Annotated in this window: 12 protein-coding genes; 7 read left to right on the top strand and 5 right to left on the bottom strand. The window is 72.3% G+C overall.

From position 1 onward, the window contains the following. The first annotated feature begins 97 nt into the window (after positions 1–97). From glyA to IDM40_RS18285, 5 genes are read left to right on the top strand one after another with little or no spacing between them, the layout of a single operon-like run. Positions 98–1,405 (top strand): serine hydroxymethyltransferase, encoded by a 1,308-nt coding sequence (gene glyA, locus IDM40_RS18305; RefSeq protein ID WP_193123245.1) that lies wholly within the window; start codon positions 98–100, stop codon positions 1,403–1,405. Then, on the top strand, positions 1,405–2,637 hold the full coding sequence (locus IDM40_RS18300) for a sarcosine oxidase subunit beta family protein (protein WP_193123244.1): 1,233 nt from the start codon (positions 1,405–1,407) through the stop codon (positions 2,635–2,637). The genes glyA and IDM40_RS18300 overlap by 1 nt, the downstream gene beginning before the upstream one ends. Positions 2,638–2,645: 8 nt before the next feature. Then, complete coding sequence (locus IDM40_RS18295) at positions 2,646–2,915, top strand: sarcosine oxidase subunit delta (RefSeq protein WP_193123243.1); 270 nt, start codon at positions 2,646–2,648, stop codon at positions 2,913–2,915. Further along, entirely contained in the window at positions 2,912–5,752 is a 2,841-nt protein-coding gene (locus IDM40_RS18290) for a 2Fe-2S iron-sulfur cluster-binding protein (protein WP_328807056.1), read from the top strand. Before IDM40_RS18295 ends, IDM40_RS18290 begins: the two co-directional genes overlap by 4 nt. Beyond that, the gene (locus IDM40_RS18285) at positions 5,745–6,344 is read left to right on the top strand and encodes a sarcosine oxidase subunit gamma (RefSeq protein ID WP_193123241.1); all 600 of its coding nucleotides are present in this window, start codon (positions 5,745–5,747) and stop codon (positions 6,342–6,344) included. The genes IDM40_RS18290 and IDM40_RS18285 overlap by 8 nt, the downstream gene beginning before the upstream one ends. A 120-nt stretch (positions 6,345–6,464) precedes the next feature. Here the strand turns inward: IDM40_RS18285 and IDM40_RS18280 are convergent, their stop codons facing one another. The 3 genes from IDM40_RS18280 to IDM40_RS18270 all read right to left on the bottom strand — a co-directional run bounded on the left by IDM40_RS18280 (position 6,465) and on the right by IDM40_RS18270 (position 11,157). Beyond that, a complete protein-coding gene (locus tag IDM40_RS18280) occupies positions 6,465–7,625 on the bottom strand; it encodes an aromatic ring-hydroxylating oxygenase subunit alpha (protein ID WP_193123240.1) in 1,161 nt (386 codons plus the stop codon). A gap of 150 nt (positions 7,626–7,775) precedes the next feature. Next, a complete protein-coding gene (locus IDM40_RS18275; RefSeq protein WP_193123239.1) occupies positions 7,776–10,163 on the bottom strand; it encodes an FAD-dependent oxidoreductase in 2,388 nt (795 codons plus the stop codon). 214 nt (positions 10,164–10,377) lie between these two features. Continuing rightward, positions 10,378–11,157, bottom strand: a complete 780-nt coding sequence (locus tag IDM40_RS18270; RefSeq protein WP_235997717.1) for an IclR family transcriptional regulator — start codon at positions 11,155–11,157, stop codon at positions 10,378–10,380. Between the two features lie 131 nt (positions 11,158–11,288). Here IDM40_RS18270 and IDM40_RS18265 point away from each other — a divergent pair, with 131 nt between their 5' ends. Together IDM40_RS18265 and IDM40_RS18260 are read left to right on the top strand one after the other, a co-directional pair. Beyond that, positions 11,289–11,609 (top strand): bifunctional 3-phenylpropionate/cinnamic acid dioxygenase ferredoxin subunit, encoded by a 321-nt coding sequence (locus IDM40_RS18265; RefSeq protein WP_193123238.1) that lies wholly within the window; start codon positions 11,289–11,291, stop codon positions 11,607–11,609. Next, a complete protein-coding gene (locus IDM40_RS18260; RefSeq protein ID WP_193123237.1) occupies positions 11,606–12,790 on the top strand; it encodes an NAD(P)/FAD-dependent oxidoreductase in 1,185 nt (394 codons plus the stop codon). Before IDM40_RS18265 ends, IDM40_RS18260 begins: the two co-directional genes overlap by 4 nt. Positions 12,791–12,907: 117 nt before the next feature. On the opposite strand, the gene IDM40_RS18255 is transcribed toward IDM40_RS18260, so the two are convergent. Together IDM40_RS18255 and IDM40_RS18250 are read right to left on the bottom strand one after the other, a co-directional pair. Then, on the bottom strand, positions 12,908–13,375 hold the full coding sequence (locus tag IDM40_RS18255) for a DUF6069 family protein (RefSeq protein WP_193123236.1): 468 nt from the start codon (positions 13,373–13,375) through the stop codon (positions 12,908–12,910). A gap of 413 nt (positions 13,376–13,788) precedes the next feature. Then, positions 13,789–14,235, bottom strand: a complete 447-nt coding sequence (locus tag IDM40_RS18250; protein ID WP_193123235.1) for a hypothetical protein — start codon at positions 14,233–14,235, stop codon at positions 13,789–13,791. Positions 14,236–14,371: the final 136 nt, after the last annotated feature.

The raw sequence follows: 14,371 nt of genomic DNA, 5'->3' as shown, positions 1-14,371 counted from the left end.
GCTGAGCGCCAACTGATATGTCAGATCAGTTTCTGTTCGTCCCCAGGTCGTCCGACCTTCTCTCCCCTCCCCGGTTCCCCGCGTGGAAGGAATCCCCATGACCCCCTCACCCAGGGCCGGCGCGCCCGACCTCCCCCACGGTCGGCTGTCGGAGGTCGACCCCGAGGTCGCCGCGGCGGTCGACGCCGAGCTGGACCGGCAACGCTCCACGCTGGAGATGATCGCCTCGGAGAACTTCGCACCGCAGGCGGTGCTGGAGGCCCAGGGATCGGTCCTGACCAACAAGTACGCCGAGGGTTACCCGGGCAAGCGCTACTACGGCGGCTGCGAGAACGTCGACGTCGTCGAGCAGCTGGCCATCGACCGTGCCAAGGCCCTCTTCGGCGCCGCCTACGTCAACGTGCAGCCGCACTCGGGCGCCCAGGCCAACGCCGCAGCGATGTTCGCCCTGCTCAGCCCGGGCGACACCATCATGGGCCTGGACCTGGCCCACGGCGGCCACCTCACCCACGGCATGCGCATCAACTTCTCCGGCAAGCTCTACGACGTGGTGCCCTACCACGTCGGCCCCGACCACAGGGTCGACATGGACGAGGTCGCCCGGCTGGCCCGCGAGAAGCGTCCGAGGCTGATCGTCGCGGGCTGGTCGGCCTATCCCCGCCGGCTCGACTTCGCCCGGTTCCGGGAGATCGCCGACGAGGTCGGGGCGTACCTGATGGTGGACATGGCCCACTTCGCCGGGCTCGTGGCCGCCGGCCTCTACCCCGACCCGCTCCCCCACGCCCACGTGGTCACCACGACCACGCACAAGACCCTGGGCGGGCCGCGCGGCGGGGTCGTGATGTCGGCGGACGAGACCCTGGCCAAGAAGTTCGACTCCGCGGTCTTCCCCGGCCAGCAGGGCGGCCCGCTCGAACACGTCATCGCCGGAAAGGCGGTGCTGTTCAAGCTCGCCGCAGAGCCCGCATTCGCCGAGCGCCAGCGCCGCACGGTCGAGGGTGCCCGGATCCTGGCCGACCGGCTCTCGGCCGAGGACTGCACGCGCAAGGGCGTGCGCCTGGTCTCCGGCGGCACCGACGTGCACCTGGTCCTGGTCGACCTGCGCGGATCCGAGCTCGACGGCAGGCAGGCCGAGGACCGCCTCCACCGGATCGGCATCACCGTCAACCGCAACGCGGTGCCCGACGACCCGCGTCCGCCCATGGTCACGTCGGGCCTGCGCATCGGCACCCCGGCCCTGGCCTCACGGGGCTTCGGCGCCGCCGAGTTCACCGAGGTCGCCGACGTCGTCGCCGAGGCCCTCGACCCGGCGCTGGACGAGGCCGCGGCGGGTGCCCTGCGCACGCGCGTGGAGAAGCTCGCCGCCGACTTCCCCCTCTACCCGCACACGGACGGAGCACCCTGATGGCGCCGCGCACCCCCGGAGCCGACCTGCCCGAGCACCCGGAGTGGCTCTGGAGCTCCCCCGAGCCCAAGGCCTCCTACGACGCGGTCATCGTGGGCGGCGGCGGGCACGGGCTGGCCACCGCCTACTACCTGGCCGTGAACCACGGGATGACCGACATCGCCGTGCTGGAGAAGGGGTGGCTCGCGGGCGGCAACATGGCCCGCAACACCACCATCATCCGGTCCAACTACCTGTGGGACGAGAGCGCCGGCCTCTACGAACACTCCCTGAAGCTGTGGGAGGGCCTGGAGGACGAGCTCGACTACCCGCTCCTGTTCTCCCAGCGGGGCGTGCTCAACCTGGCGCACTCCCTGCAGGACGTGCGCGACAGCGTGCGGCGGGTCAACGCCAACCGGCTCAACGGCATCGACGCCGAGTGGCTCGACCCCGCGCAGGTGGCCGAGGTCTGCCCGATCATCGACACTTCCGAGGACCTGCGCTACCCGGTCATGGGCGCCACCTGGCAGCCGAGGGCCGGGATCGCCAAGCACGACCACGTGGCCTGGGGGTTCGCCCGGGCGCTCGACCGCATGGGCGTCGACATCGTCCAGAACTGCGAGGTCACCGGGTTCGAACGGGTCGGCGACCGGATCGTCGGGGTCGAGACCACCCGCGGCCCGATCCGTGCGGGCAAGGTCGCGATGGCCGCCGCGGGCCACTCGTCCGTGCTCGCCGACACCCTCGGCCTGCGCCTGCCGGTGCAGAGCCACCCGCTGCAGGCGCTGGTCTCGGAGCTGCTGGAGCCGGTGCACCCCACCGTGGTGATGTCCAACGCCGTGCACGTCTACGTCTCCCAGGCCCACAAGGGAGAGCTCGTGCTCGGCGCCGGCATCGACGCCTACAACTCCTACTCCCAGCGGGGTGCCTTCCACACGATCGAACGGCAGATGGCCGCGGCGGTCGAGCTGTTCCCGATGTTCGCCCGGGCGCACGTGCTGCGCACCTGGGGCGGGGTCGTCGACGTCACCCCCGACGCCTCCGCGATCGTTGGCCTGACGCCCTTCGAAGGCCTCTACGTCAACTGTGGTTGGGGCACCGGCGGGTTCAAGGCGACACCGGGCGTGGGCTGGTGCTTCGCCCACACCATCGCCAACGACGGCCCCCACCCCCTCAACGCCCCCTTCTCCCTCGAACGCTTCACCACGGGCGCCCTCGTCGACGAGCACGGCGCCTCCGGTGTCGCCCATTAGGAGTCCACATGATGCTGATCCCCTGCCCGTGGTGCGGGCCGCGTGACGAGATCGAGTTCCACTACGGCGGGCAGGCCGGCGTGGCCTACCCGCAGGACCCGCAGGCCGTCTCCGACCAGGACTGGGCGGAGTTCCTGTTCTTCCGCGACAACCCCCGGGGCGAGTTCGCCGAGCGCTGGCTCCACGCGGCCGGGTGCCGCCGATGGTTCGGCCTCCGGCGCGACACCGTCACCAACCGGGTTCTCGACAGCGACGACACGAGGACGGTGACCCAGTGAGCAGGTTCAGGCTGCGGACCGGGGGACGGATCGACCGCGACCGCCCACTGCGCTTCACTTTCGACGGCCGCGAGTACCAGGGGTACGAGGGCGACACCCTCGCCTCGGCCCTGCTCGCCAACGGGGTCCACCAGGTCGCCACCAGCATCAAACACGGGCGGCCGCGCGGCATCATGGCCGCGGGTGTCGAAGAGCCGAACGCGCTCGTACAGATCGAGAAGCCCTTCCCCGAGCCGATGCAGACCGCGACCACGGTCCGGCTGGCCGACGGCCTGGAGGCCACCGGGCTGCCCGGCCAGGGGCGCCTGGCCACCGACCCGGACCCCGCGCGGTACGACTCCATGCACGCCCACTGCGACGTGCTCGTGGTCGGGGCCGGTCCCGCCGGTCTGACCGCGGCGCTGACCGCGGCGCGCAGCGGGGCCCGTGTGATCGTCGCCGACGCGGACACCGAGTTCGGCGGCGGGCTGCTCGGGACCTCGGAGCGGCTGGACGGCGCGCCCGCCGACACCTGGGTGCGGCAGGCCGTGGCCGAGCTGGACCGTTACCCCGAGGTCCGGCAGCTGCCCGGCACCACCGTCTTCGGGCACTACGAGAACAACTACCTGGTCGCACTCGAGCACCGGGGCGAGCACGCGCACACCCGCCAGCGCGTGTGGCGGATCCGCGCCCGCGAGGTCGTGCACGCCACGGGCTCGCACGAGCGGCCGCTGGTCTTCTCCGGCAACGACCGGCCCGGGATCCTGCTCGCCGGGGCCGCACGCACCTACCTGCACCGCTACGGGGTCGTGCCGGGCGAGCGGGTGGCCGTGTTCACCACCGACGACAGCGCCTACGCGGCCGCCGTGGACCTGCACGACGCCGGTGTGGAGATCGCGGCGGTCGTGGACGCCCGCGGGTCGGTGCCCCCGCCGTGGGAGTCGCTGTGCACCGAACGCGGGATCACGCTGATGCCGGGGTCGGCGGTCGTGACCACCTCCGGCCGGGAGCGCATCGACCAGGTCCGGGTCGCCCCGTGGTGGCAGGACGAGGCGGCACCCGGCGCGGAGCACACGCGCATCGCCTGCGACACCCTCCTGGTCTCGGGCGGGTGGAACCCCGCGGTGCACCTGCACAGCCAGGCGCGTGGGGGCCTGTGTTTCTCCGAGGACCTGGGCGCGTTCGTGCCCGACGGGTACCCGCCGTCGGTGCGTTCGGCGGGTTCCGCGGCAGGGGAACCCACCACCGACGCGTGCCTGGCCAGCGGGGCGGACGCGGGGGCCCGGGCCGCCGTGGCGTGCGGGCTCACCGCTGAGCCGGCCGATCTCCCCAGGGCCGGGTCCGTGCCGGTCCGGTCGGGCCGCACCGTGTGGATGGTGCCCTCCCCCACCGACTCCACGGGGGACACGCAGTACGTGGACCTGGCCCGGGACGCCACCGTCGCCGACGTCCGGCGGGCGATCGGGGCCGGCATGGAATCGGTCGAGCACATCAAGCGGTACACGACCCTGAGCACCGCGCACGACCAGGGCAAGACCTCGGGGACCCTCGCGAGCGGCGTCATCACCGAGCTCCTGGGGCGCAGTACGGGTGAGATCGGCACGACCACATTCCGGGCGCCGTACACCCCGGTGGCCTTCGCAGCGCTGGCCGGCCGGGAACGCGGCGACCTGTACGACCCGGTGCGGGTCACCTCGATCCACGACTGGCACGTCGAGCAGGGTGCGCCGTTCGAGGACGTGGGCCAGTGGAAGCGCCCCTGGTACTACCCGCGCGGGGACGAGGACATGGAGGCCGCGGTCCTGCGCGAGTGCGGCGCGGTGCGCTCGGGTGTGGGCATCCAGGACGTGTCGACGCTGGGCAAGATCGACGTGCAGGGCCCGGACGCCGCCGAGTTCCTCGACCTCGTCTACACCAACAAGATGAGCACGCTGAAGGTCGGGCGCGTGCGCTACGGCCTGATGTGCCACGCCGACGGGATGGTCTTCGACGACGGCACGGTCGCGCGCGTCGATGAGCACCGGTACCTGATCACGACCACGTCGGGCGGCGCGGCCGGGGTCCTGCAGTGGTTGGAGGACTGGCTGCAGACCGAGTGGCCGCACCTGCGGGTGCACCTGACGTCGGTGACCGAGCACTGGGCGACCATCGCGCTCGCGGGCCCGCGCTCGCGCGAGGTGCTGTCGCGGGTGGCGCCCGGCATGGAGCTGGACAAGGACGGGTTCCCGTTCATGTCCTGGAAGGACGGCACGGTCGCCGGGCACGGGGCCAGGGTCTTCCGGATCAGCTTCTCCGGCGAGCTCGCCTTCGAGGTCAGCGTGCCGTGGTGGCACGGGCGCGAGGTCTGGGAGGCGCTCGTCGAGGCGGGCGAACCCCTGGGGATCACGCCCTACGGCACCGAGACGATGCACGTCCTGCGTGCGGAGAAGGGCCTGCCGATCGTCGGCCAGGACACCGACGGCACCGTGACCCCGTACGACCTGGGGATGGGCTGGGCGGTGTCGAAGAAGAAGGACGACTTCCTGGGCAAGCGCTCCTTCACCCGTGCCGACACCGCACGAACCGACCGCAAGCAGCTGGTGGGCCTGCTGCCCGCCGACCCGGACCTGGTGCTGGCCGAGGGCGCCCAGGTGGTGGAACACCCCGAGCTCCCGGCACCCCCGGTCCCGATGCTGGGCCACGTCACCTCGAGTTACCGCAGCGCGGTGCTGGAACGCGGGTTCGCCCTGGCCCTGGTCGAGGCCGGGCGCGACCGGATCGGCGACACGGTGCACGCCACCGCCGGCGACCGGCTCGTCGCGGCCACGATCACCGACCACGTCTTCTACGACAAGGAAGGAGCACGCCGCGATGGCTGAGATCACCGGTGAGTCGCCCCTGGCCTCCCGCACGGAGCTGCTGGCCGAGACCTCTGTTCCCGGGTCCCTGGACATCGGGGAGATCCCGTTCCTGACCCAGGTGACCCTGCGCGTGGCGCCGGAGGGCGCGGCGGCCGCACGGGTCGCCGACACCCTGGGCGCACCCCTTCCGGGCCCCGGCACGTCCGCGGTCGCCGGTGACCTCCTGGTGCTGTGGATGGGGCCGGACGAGTGGCTCGTGGTGGGTGAGCAGGGCCGGGCCCCGGACGTGGAGGAGGCGCTGCACAAGGCCCTGGACGGCGAGCACGGCGCGGTCGTGGACGTGTCCGGGCAGCGCACGGTGGTGGAGATCGCCGGGCCGCGTTCGGAGGAGTTCCTCAACAAGGGCTGCTCGCTCGACCTGCACCCGTCCTCCTTCGGCCCGGGCCGGTGCGCGCAGACGCTGTTGGCGCGCACGGAGGCGACCCTGCTGCGGCGCCACGGGGCGACCCCGGTCTTCTGGGTGCTGGTCCGGTCGTCCTTCGCCCGGCACCTGGCGGACTGGTCGGCCGACGCGGCCGCCGAGTACGGGGAGGGCGCGGTCCTGGCGTGAGCGAGACCCCGCCGTGGATCCGCCACTGAACACGGGCCCCGGCACCCCCGCCGGGGCCTTCCCACGTCCCGCACGGCGCGGTCCCGAGGGGCCGCGCCGTGCAGTTCTGTGGGTGGCCGGTCAGGTCCGGCCGGGGGCGATGGCCGCCTCGACCCAGGTGTGGAACTCCCCGATGTGGTGTTCGGAGGGGACCAGGACCCCGCCCCGGGCGTACTGGCGCGAGGACATCGCCGGCTGGCACCGCTCACACGCGTCGAAGTCCTGCTGGTTGACCCGGTGGAAGATCTCCACGGATCGCGACAGGTCCTTGCCGCTGTCGACGACCTCCTGCGTGTACAGCCAGTCGCACTCGACGATCGTGCGGTCGACGGCCACCGGGTACATGCGGTGGAAGATGACGTGGTCGGGAACCAGGTTCACGAACACCTGCGGCCGCACCGTGATCGCGTAGTAGCTGCGGTCCTGTTCCTCGCTCACCCCGTCGATCCGGCCGAACCCCTCGCTGCCGTCGACGGTGAAGCCCTCGACGTCCTCGCCGAAGGCCGCCCCGTGCCCCACGTAGAACTGGGCGGCGTAACCGTCGGCGAACTCGGGCAGCACCTCGGTCAGTTCCGGGTGGATCGTGGCGCAGTGGTAGCACTCCATGAAGTTCTCGATGATGAGCTTCCAGTTGGCCTTCACGTCGTAGGTGATGCGTTTGCCCACCGTGAGCCCGTCGACGCCGTAGTTGTCGATGGCCTCGGTGCTGCCCAGGCGTGCGACGACGTCGGCGACGACGGTCTCCTCGAAGGAGGGCGGGGTGTCGGCCAGGCACACCCACACGTAACCGAGCCATTCGGTCAGGTTGAGCGGCTGCAACCCGTAGGCGGTGCGGTCGATGTCGGGCATCGACGTGAGGTTCGGCGCGGCGATGAGCTTGCCGTCGAGCCCGTAGGTCCAGGCGTGGTACGGGCACTGGAAGGAACGCTTGACCGCGCCCGATTCCTCCGTGCACAGCCGGGCGCCGCGGTGGCGGCACACGTTGAGGAAGGCGCGGGGTTTCCCGTCGCGGGCGCGGGTGACGATCACGCTCTCCCGGCCGATCTGCACGGTGCGGAAGGCGCCCGGCTTGTCCAGGTCGGAGCTGCGCACCGCGCAGAACCACTGGGCCTCGAAGATGTGCTCCTGTTCGAGTCGGAAGGTGCCGGGGTCGGTGTAGTCGGTGCCGGGCAGGGTCGGGATGAGGCTGTCGGCGGGGACCTCGTCGGCGGCCTGGGTGTGCACGGACGTGCCTTCGGTCAACGGGGGGCTCCTTGCGCGGTGTTCGGGAACTCCGGAACTCGGTGTGTGCCGGCCGGGGCAGGGGCCGGGGACATGCGGGCAGGGGGCGGTGGGGACGGAGTGCGGGCGGGTCGGGGGCGGGCGGGCCGGGGACAGGATCCTGCTGCGGGCTCAGGGACGGGGGCGGACGCCCAGGGGCCGGGGGTCGGCGGCCACGGTGGCCTTCACGCGCTCCCCCAGGTGTGTGATCTCCACGCCCTGCCCGGGGTCGGCCAGGGACGCGGGCAACCAGGCGTGCGCGATACCGGTGCCGACCGTGTATCCGACGTCGGCGCGGGTCACGTGTCCGACCACGGCGCCCTCGGCGTGGACGGGGTCGGCCCCTCCGACCCGCGCGCGGGGGTCGTCGATCGTCAGGCGGGTGAGCTGCCGGACCGCGGGGGTCCCGGCGCGCTCCTCGAGGGCCTCCCTTCCGCGGAAGTACCCCTTGCCCATGCGCACGGCGTGGCCCAGGCCGGCCTCGTAGGGGTCGTGTTCGGTGGTCACGTCCCTGCCCCAGGAGCGGTGGCCCTCCTCCAGGCGCAGGCTGTCGAAGGCCGCGCGCCCGGCCGCGATGAGGCCGTGGTCGCGGCCGGCCTCCCACAGGGTGTCCCAGAGGAGCCGGCCGAGGTCGGCGCTGGTGCGCAGCTCCCATGCGGGTTCACCGATGCCGGAGGTGTGCAGGGCGATGACCGGCGCGGCCCCCAGGTGCAGGCGCAGGGCCAGGGGCCGCCCGGGGGTGTGGTCGGACAGGCCGTCCGCGGAGAGCTCCTGCATGAGGGCGTGCGCCCGCGGGCCCCACAGTCCGAGGCAACAGGTGCCCGGTGTGAGGTCGCGCAGGTGCACGCTGCCGTTGCGGGGCAGGTGCCGGCGCAGCCAGTCGACCCCGGTGGTGCCGTCCGCCCCGACGAGGAAGCGTGCTTCGTCCCGGCGCACGACGGTCAGCTCGCCGCGGACCCTGCCGTCGTCGTCGAGCATGAGGGTATGCACGACCGCGCCCGGTTCGTGGTCGACCTCGTTGGTGGTCATCGTCTGCAGGAAGCTCAGCGCCTCGGGGCCGCTGATCTCCACGCGGGTGCGCGGTGTCAGGTCGAACAGGGCCGCACGTGCGCGGGCCACCAGCGCCTCGGCGCCCACGACGGGCGAGCGGTCGCGGTCGGGCCACCCGTGGCGTTCGACGACCCTCTCGACCTCGGGCAGGGCGGCGTTGGCGTCGTACCACTGCGGGCACTCCCAGCCGGCCGACTCCACGGAGCGGGCCCCCAGTTCCAGCTGACGTTCGTGGAAGGGCGAGGTGCGCAGGGGGCGGTCGGCGTCGGCGGGGCGCGGGACACGCGCCCCGGTGTCGAGGGAGGCGCGGGCCCGGCGGCTGTGCCGGTACACGTAGACGGGCGAGCGCTGGACCTCGTCGAACCGGTCGAGTTCACAGCAGTGCAGGTCGTCCCGGGGCCTGCCGTCGACGATCCATTCGGCCACCGACGCGGCCACCCCGGCGGCGTGCGAGGGGCCCACCGCCTGGACGACCCAGAAACCGCCGAGGGCGGGGTGTTCGCCGAGCAGGGGGTGGCCGTCGGCGGTGGCCAGGGCCTCCCCGGGAACGGTGTGTGCGTCCGTCCTCCCGGCGAGCCCGGGCACCAGGTCGGCGACGGGACCCCAGTCGGGGAGCCCGTCCCCCGGGTCCCCGTCGGGCTCGGCCCGGTAGCCGTGGGCGCGCAGGTGGGGCGAGCCGGGGCGGCGGCCGGTGCTGAGGGCGGTGTCCCCGTGCCGCAGGACCGGCCCGCGCGCGTCGAAGCCCTCCTCCTCGCCCTCCTCGGTCCCCGTTCCGGTGTGCAGGACCCGGTGTGGCAGGTCGGTGACGGGCAGCGGAAGGCCCACGGTCGCGGCGATGCGCGGGCCCGAGGCGCCCGCGCAGGAGACCACGGCGTCGGCGCGGAAACTGCCGTGTTCGGTGGTGACGGCGCGGACGCGGTCGGCCCGGCGTTCGATGCCGGTGACCCGGTGGAACGGCAGGAACCGCACCCCGCGCTCGGCCGCCCGTTCGGCCTGGGCGCGGGCCGCCCCGTGCAGGTCGACGACGCCGTCGCCGGGGGTGTACAGGCCGCCCAGGAGCGGGGCCGTGCCGAGCTCCGGGTGGAGTCCGGCGCACTGTCCGGGGGTGAGCAGCGACGCCTCGATCCCCCAGGAAGCGGCCCACCCGTGCTGGTGTTTGAGGCCGTCCCACCGTGTCGGGGTGGTCGCCAGTTCCAGCCCTCCCAGGTTCCGGAACAGGGGCCGTCCGTCCGCGGCGAGGCCCGCGTAGGTCTCGGCGGTGCGGACGGCGCTCGCCGACAGGGTCTTGCAGGGGCCGACCCGGAAGAGGAAGGCGGGGGCGAGGGGGTGTTCGGGGGCGGAGCCGACCGTGGGCAACGGTCCCTGTTCGAGCACGGTGACCCTGGTCCACCCGCGAAGACTCAGCTCGTCCGCGAGGGCGCAACCAACGGTTCCCGCGCCGATGACGACGACATGGGGCTGCGTGGCCATGACGGCCCTCCTGTGCCTCCGGTGTTGCTGAATATGCAACACGATGCGGGATGCGCAACGACGTAGGGACCAATGTGAAGTACACGAGAAGGCGCTGTCAACCCCCGCGGAAAAAGATCGGGAGGCCCGCTTTTCGCACCCTGGACACAACAGAAAAAGGGTGGGGACCGAAACTCGGACCCCACCCTCTGAACAGGAAAAATGGTAATTCGGGTCAGCGTTCCACGTGGCCGAGTCTTCCGGAGAATTCCCGGGCGGCCGAGTCCAGCTCCCGGGACAGCTGCCGCACGCGCCGGTTGGAGAGCCGGTAGGAGGGTCCGGACACACTGATGGCCGCGACGACGGACTCACCCGGGCCGCGCACCGGGACCGCACACGCGTGCAGACCGGGCTCGAGCTCCTCGAAGCTGGTGGAGTACCCGTCGTCGGCCACCGCCTGCAACACGGGCCGCAGCTCGTCGGGGTCGGTGATGGTGCGCGCGGTGTAGGAGGGCAGCTCGCCGCGGAGGAACTCCTCCCGCTCGTCCTCGGTCATCGACGCCAGCAGGACCTTGCCGCTGGAGGTCGCGTGCAGGGCGGTGCGCTGGCCGGTCCAGTTCTGGGCCGCGATCGCCGACGACCCCCGCGCCTGACTGACGTTGACGGCGCTCATGCCGTCCAGGACCGCGATGTTGACGGTCTCGCCCAGGCGCTGCGCGAGGTCCTCGCACAGCGGAGCACCCAGGCGACCGACGTCGATCTGCCTGGTCACGGCCCCGGCGAAACGCAGCATGGCGAAGCCGATGGTGAACCGGCCGCGCTCGCCGTCCTGTTCGACGAGCCCCTTCGACTGGAGCGTGTAGACCAGCCGCGATGCCGTGGACTTGTGCACGCCCAGCTCGGCGGCGATCTCGGTGATGCCGGCCTCCCCCTGACGCAGGAGGAATTCGAGGACAGCGACCGCGCGGTCGACCGACTGCACGATCATCGAATCTTTGCGCTCGGAGTTTCCCATAGAGAAACAGTAAGCACGCAGAACGGACATCAGCAATTCTGCGCCGACCCCTTGACGCACTCTCGAGCGGAGCCGCACGATGATGTTGCGCATTACACAGAGCGTTCCTCATTACGCAACGGAGGGTTCCGATGCTGCTTGCCGCATGCACCGTGGAGGACCTGCCCATGGGCGAGTCGGTCCGCATCGACGCCGACGTGCCGATCGCGGTGTTCAACGCCGACGGCCGCCTGTACGCGATCGACGACACCTGCTCCCACCAGGACGCCTCGCTCTCCGAGGGCTGGTTGGAGGACTGCTTCGTCGAGTGCCCCCTGCACGAAGCCCTGTTCGACCTCCGCACGGGCATGCCGAGCTGCCTGCCCGCGAAGAAGCCCGTCCGCACCCACCCGGTCGTCGTCGACGGCGGCCACATCTACGTGCAGCTCGTCGAGCAGGAGGCGGTCGCATGAGGACGGTCACCGTGGTCGGCGCCTCCCTCGCCGGTATGCGTTCGGCCGAACACCTGCGGGCCCAGGGTTTCGACGGCCGTCTCGTGGTGGTCGGCGACGAACCCCACCTGCCCTACGACCGGCCCCCGCTCTCCAAGCAGTTCCTCGCCGGGACCGCCGACACCGCCTCCCTCGCCCTGGGCGACCGGTCCGACTTCGACGACCTGGACGCCCAGTGGCGCCTGGGCGTGCGCGCCACGGGCCTGGACGCCTCCGCCGGAACGGTCACGCTGTCGGACGGCACCGAGATCGCCACGGACGGCGTGATCGTGGCCACCGGCGGCCGGGCCAGGACCGTGCCCGGAGCCGAGGGGCTCGACGGCGTGCACACGGTGCGCACGATCGAGGACACGCTCTCCCTGCGCGCCGACCTCGCCGAGAACCCGGGCCCGGTCGCCGTGGTCGGCGCCGGCTGGATCGGCACCGAGGTCGCCTCCACCTGCCGGGCGCTCGGCCTGGAGGTCACCGTGGTCGAGGCGGCACAGGAACCCCTGGTGCGCGCGCTGGGGCCGCGCATGGCGGGGATGTGCACGAGCTTGCACGCCGAGCACGGGGTCACGCTCCGGTGCGGCGCCGGGGTGCAGGAGTTCACCAGCACACCGCACGGTTCGGGGCGGCGGGTCACGGGGCTGGTCCTGGCCGACGGCACCCGGGTTCCGGCCGGTGTGGTCGTGCTGGGGGTGGGCATGAGCCCGAACGCGGACTGGCTGGCCGGCTCCGGGCTCGAGGTGGACGACGGCCTGGTGTGCGACGCCGGCCTGGTGGCCTCGGCCCCGAACGTGGTCGCCGTGGGGGACGTGGCCCGCTACCGCTCGGCCACCGGGCAGCTGGTGCGCCACGAGCACTGGACCAACGCCTCGGAACAGCCGGGCACCGCGGTGCGCAACCTGCTCGCGGGCGCGACCGTGGCCGAGTACCGGCCGTCCCGGTACGTGTGGTCGGACCAGTACGGGTGCCGCCTGCAGGTCGCCGGGCTCACCGAGGACGCCGACGAGGTCGAGGTGGTCGAGGGCTCGGAGGAGAGCCGCTCCTTCGTGGCCGCCTACCGGCGCGGGGGCACGACCACCGGGGTCTTCGCCATGAACAACCCGAAACTCTTCACACGCACGCGGCGGAAGCTGCTCAGGCCCGCGCCCGCTTGAGAGCGCACCGCGCGGTGCCCCGTTCACCCGCGTGCGCGCGCACGAGAGGCGCCCGGCCCCGGGAGGACCCCGGTTCCGGGCGCTCTCTTCTGTGCTGTCGGCCGTGCGGCGCCCTGTTCAGGACTCCCGGCGCCGGGCGAGCACGTGTCGGCGCAGGCCTTCCAGGGCGAGCACGACCACGGCGCCGGAGATCAGGTGCATCAGGGTGAGCGAGGTGATCGTCACCGCGTCGGCCCCGTAGGTGAACACGCTCCAGAGCGTGCCCACGGCCAGCAGGGCTCCCAGCACCTGGGCGAGCCGTATGACGCCCGGCCACCAGCGTGCGATCACCGAGGCCAGGACGATGCCGAGCACCATGGGCACGATCGACGAGGAGGCCACGGAGCCGGCCTGGACCACGTAGTCCGGTTCCCCGGCCTCCACCAGGACGAGCGAGGCGCCCGAGACCTGAGCCGTACCCCAGACGAGCAGGTTCAGCACGGTCGCGGCGACGGCCCCGAAGAGCGCCGCCCGCCACCAGTTCAGGGCGGTGCGGGTGCGCTCGGGGGCCTGGCTGCCGGTGCGGACGGTTTCTGTGGATGTCATGTCGGCCTCCTGGTGTGCGTGTTCTCGGTCTGACACACAGACTCCGACCTGAAGCTTTGTTGAGGTCAAGGGCCGATTTCCGCCTCACCTGCACGGGAAGAATTCCGGGCCCGGGTGCGTTGCAAGCCCCTCGCCCACCCGTGGCCCGACCGCCCCCTCCACCACCCTCAACGGAGACCTCCCGTCCGGTACGCGCACGGGTGCGCGCAGACCTGGCCCTTTCGGACGTGACCTGGCCGGAGTACCGGGGCTGGGTCCAGCGGCCACGCAGCACCCTCGGCCGACCACGCACAACGCTCGGTGGGAAAATCCCAGCCGACCACCTGCCCGACCTACCGCCGCCCACAAGGGCCATCAGGTGTTGCGAAGCCCCCAGATTCCACCCCGAGGGCGGGCCTGTTCTCCCTTCGGAGTCAAGACCGGGTTCCCGTCAGCTCGGGCGCACGGGCACCCAGGGCGCTGAGCGCGCAGAGCACACCGAACCCTCCTGCGACGAGCAGCGCGGCGGTGCGGTCGTCGCCGGTGGGCAGGCCCGTGCCCATGATGGCGGCGTCCCCGGCGTCGGAGGCGACACGGATCCCGATGGCGGTGAGCAGCGGCCACCCCGCGGGGACGAGCATCATGGCCGCGCCGCAGGCGAGGTCGCGCACGAGCATGGTGCGGGTGAGCAGTGCGAGGTCGGGGTCGGGCGCGCCCTCGGACAGCCCGATGGCGGCGGTCATGGTCTCCGGCCGTGCGAGCACGACCACGGCGTAGCCGACGGTGACCGCACCCATGACTCGCGGGAAGGCGCTCAGGAGGAATCGGCCGGCGGTGCGGGGAGTGCTGCGGGTCCGGGGCGATACACGTTCGGAGGACACGGGGTCACATCCGTCTCTGTGGGTGCTGGGTCGCGGGGAGGGTAACCCGCGCGCCGGGCTCCCGGCCCTCGTGGCACGCAGGGGACCGGACACGAGGGCCTTGACCGGTCTTTCGCGGATGGCTAATCTCGGGGAC

Source organism: Nocardiopsis coralli, from assembly GCF_014892575.1.
GTDB classification, from domain to species: domain Bacteria; phylum Actinomycetota; class Actinomycetes; order Streptosporangiales; family Streptosporangiaceae; genus Nocardiopsis; species Nocardiopsis coralli.
This window is presented reverse-complemented; position numbering and strand designations above follow the sequence as displayed.

Bases quoted from the DNA above. Each gene is read 5' to 3' on its own strand.
- IDM40_RS18285 (WP_193123241.1), top strand. From the start codon at position 5,745: ATGGCTGAGATCACCGGTGAGTCGCCCCTGGCCTCCCGCACGGAGCTG.
- IDM40_RS18275 (WP_193123239.1), bottom strand. From the start codon at position 10,163: ATGGCCACGCAGCCCCATGTCGTCGTCATCGGCGCGGGAACCGTTGGT.
- IDM40_RS18270 (WP_235997717.1), bottom strand. From the start codon at position 11,157: ATGGGAAACTCCGAGCGCAAAGATTCGATGATCGTGCAGTCGGTCGAC.
- glyA (WP_193123245.1), top strand. From the start codon at position 98: ATGACCCCCTCACCCAGGGCCGGCGCGCCCGACCTCCCCCACGGTCGG.
- IDM40_RS18255 (WP_193123236.1), bottom strand. From the start codon at position 13,375: ATGACATCCACAGAAACCGTCCGCACCGGCAGCCAGGCCCCCGAGCGC.
- IDM40_RS18295 (WP_193123243.1), top strand. From the start codon at position 2,646: ATGATGCTGATCCCCTGCCCGTGGTGCGGGCCGCGTGACGAGATCGAG.
- IDM40_RS18300 (WP_193123244.1), top strand. From the start codon at position 1,405: ATGGCGCCGCGCACCCCCGGAGCCGACCTGCCCGAGCACCCGGAGTGG.
- IDM40_RS18260 (WP_193123237.1), top strand. From the start codon at position 11,606: ATGAGGACGGTCACCGTGGTCGGCGCCTCCCTCGCCGGTATGCGTTCG.
- IDM40_RS18265 (WP_193123238.1), top strand. From the start codon at position 11,289: ATGCTGCTTGCCGCATGCACCGTGGAGGACCTGCCCATGGGCGAGTCG.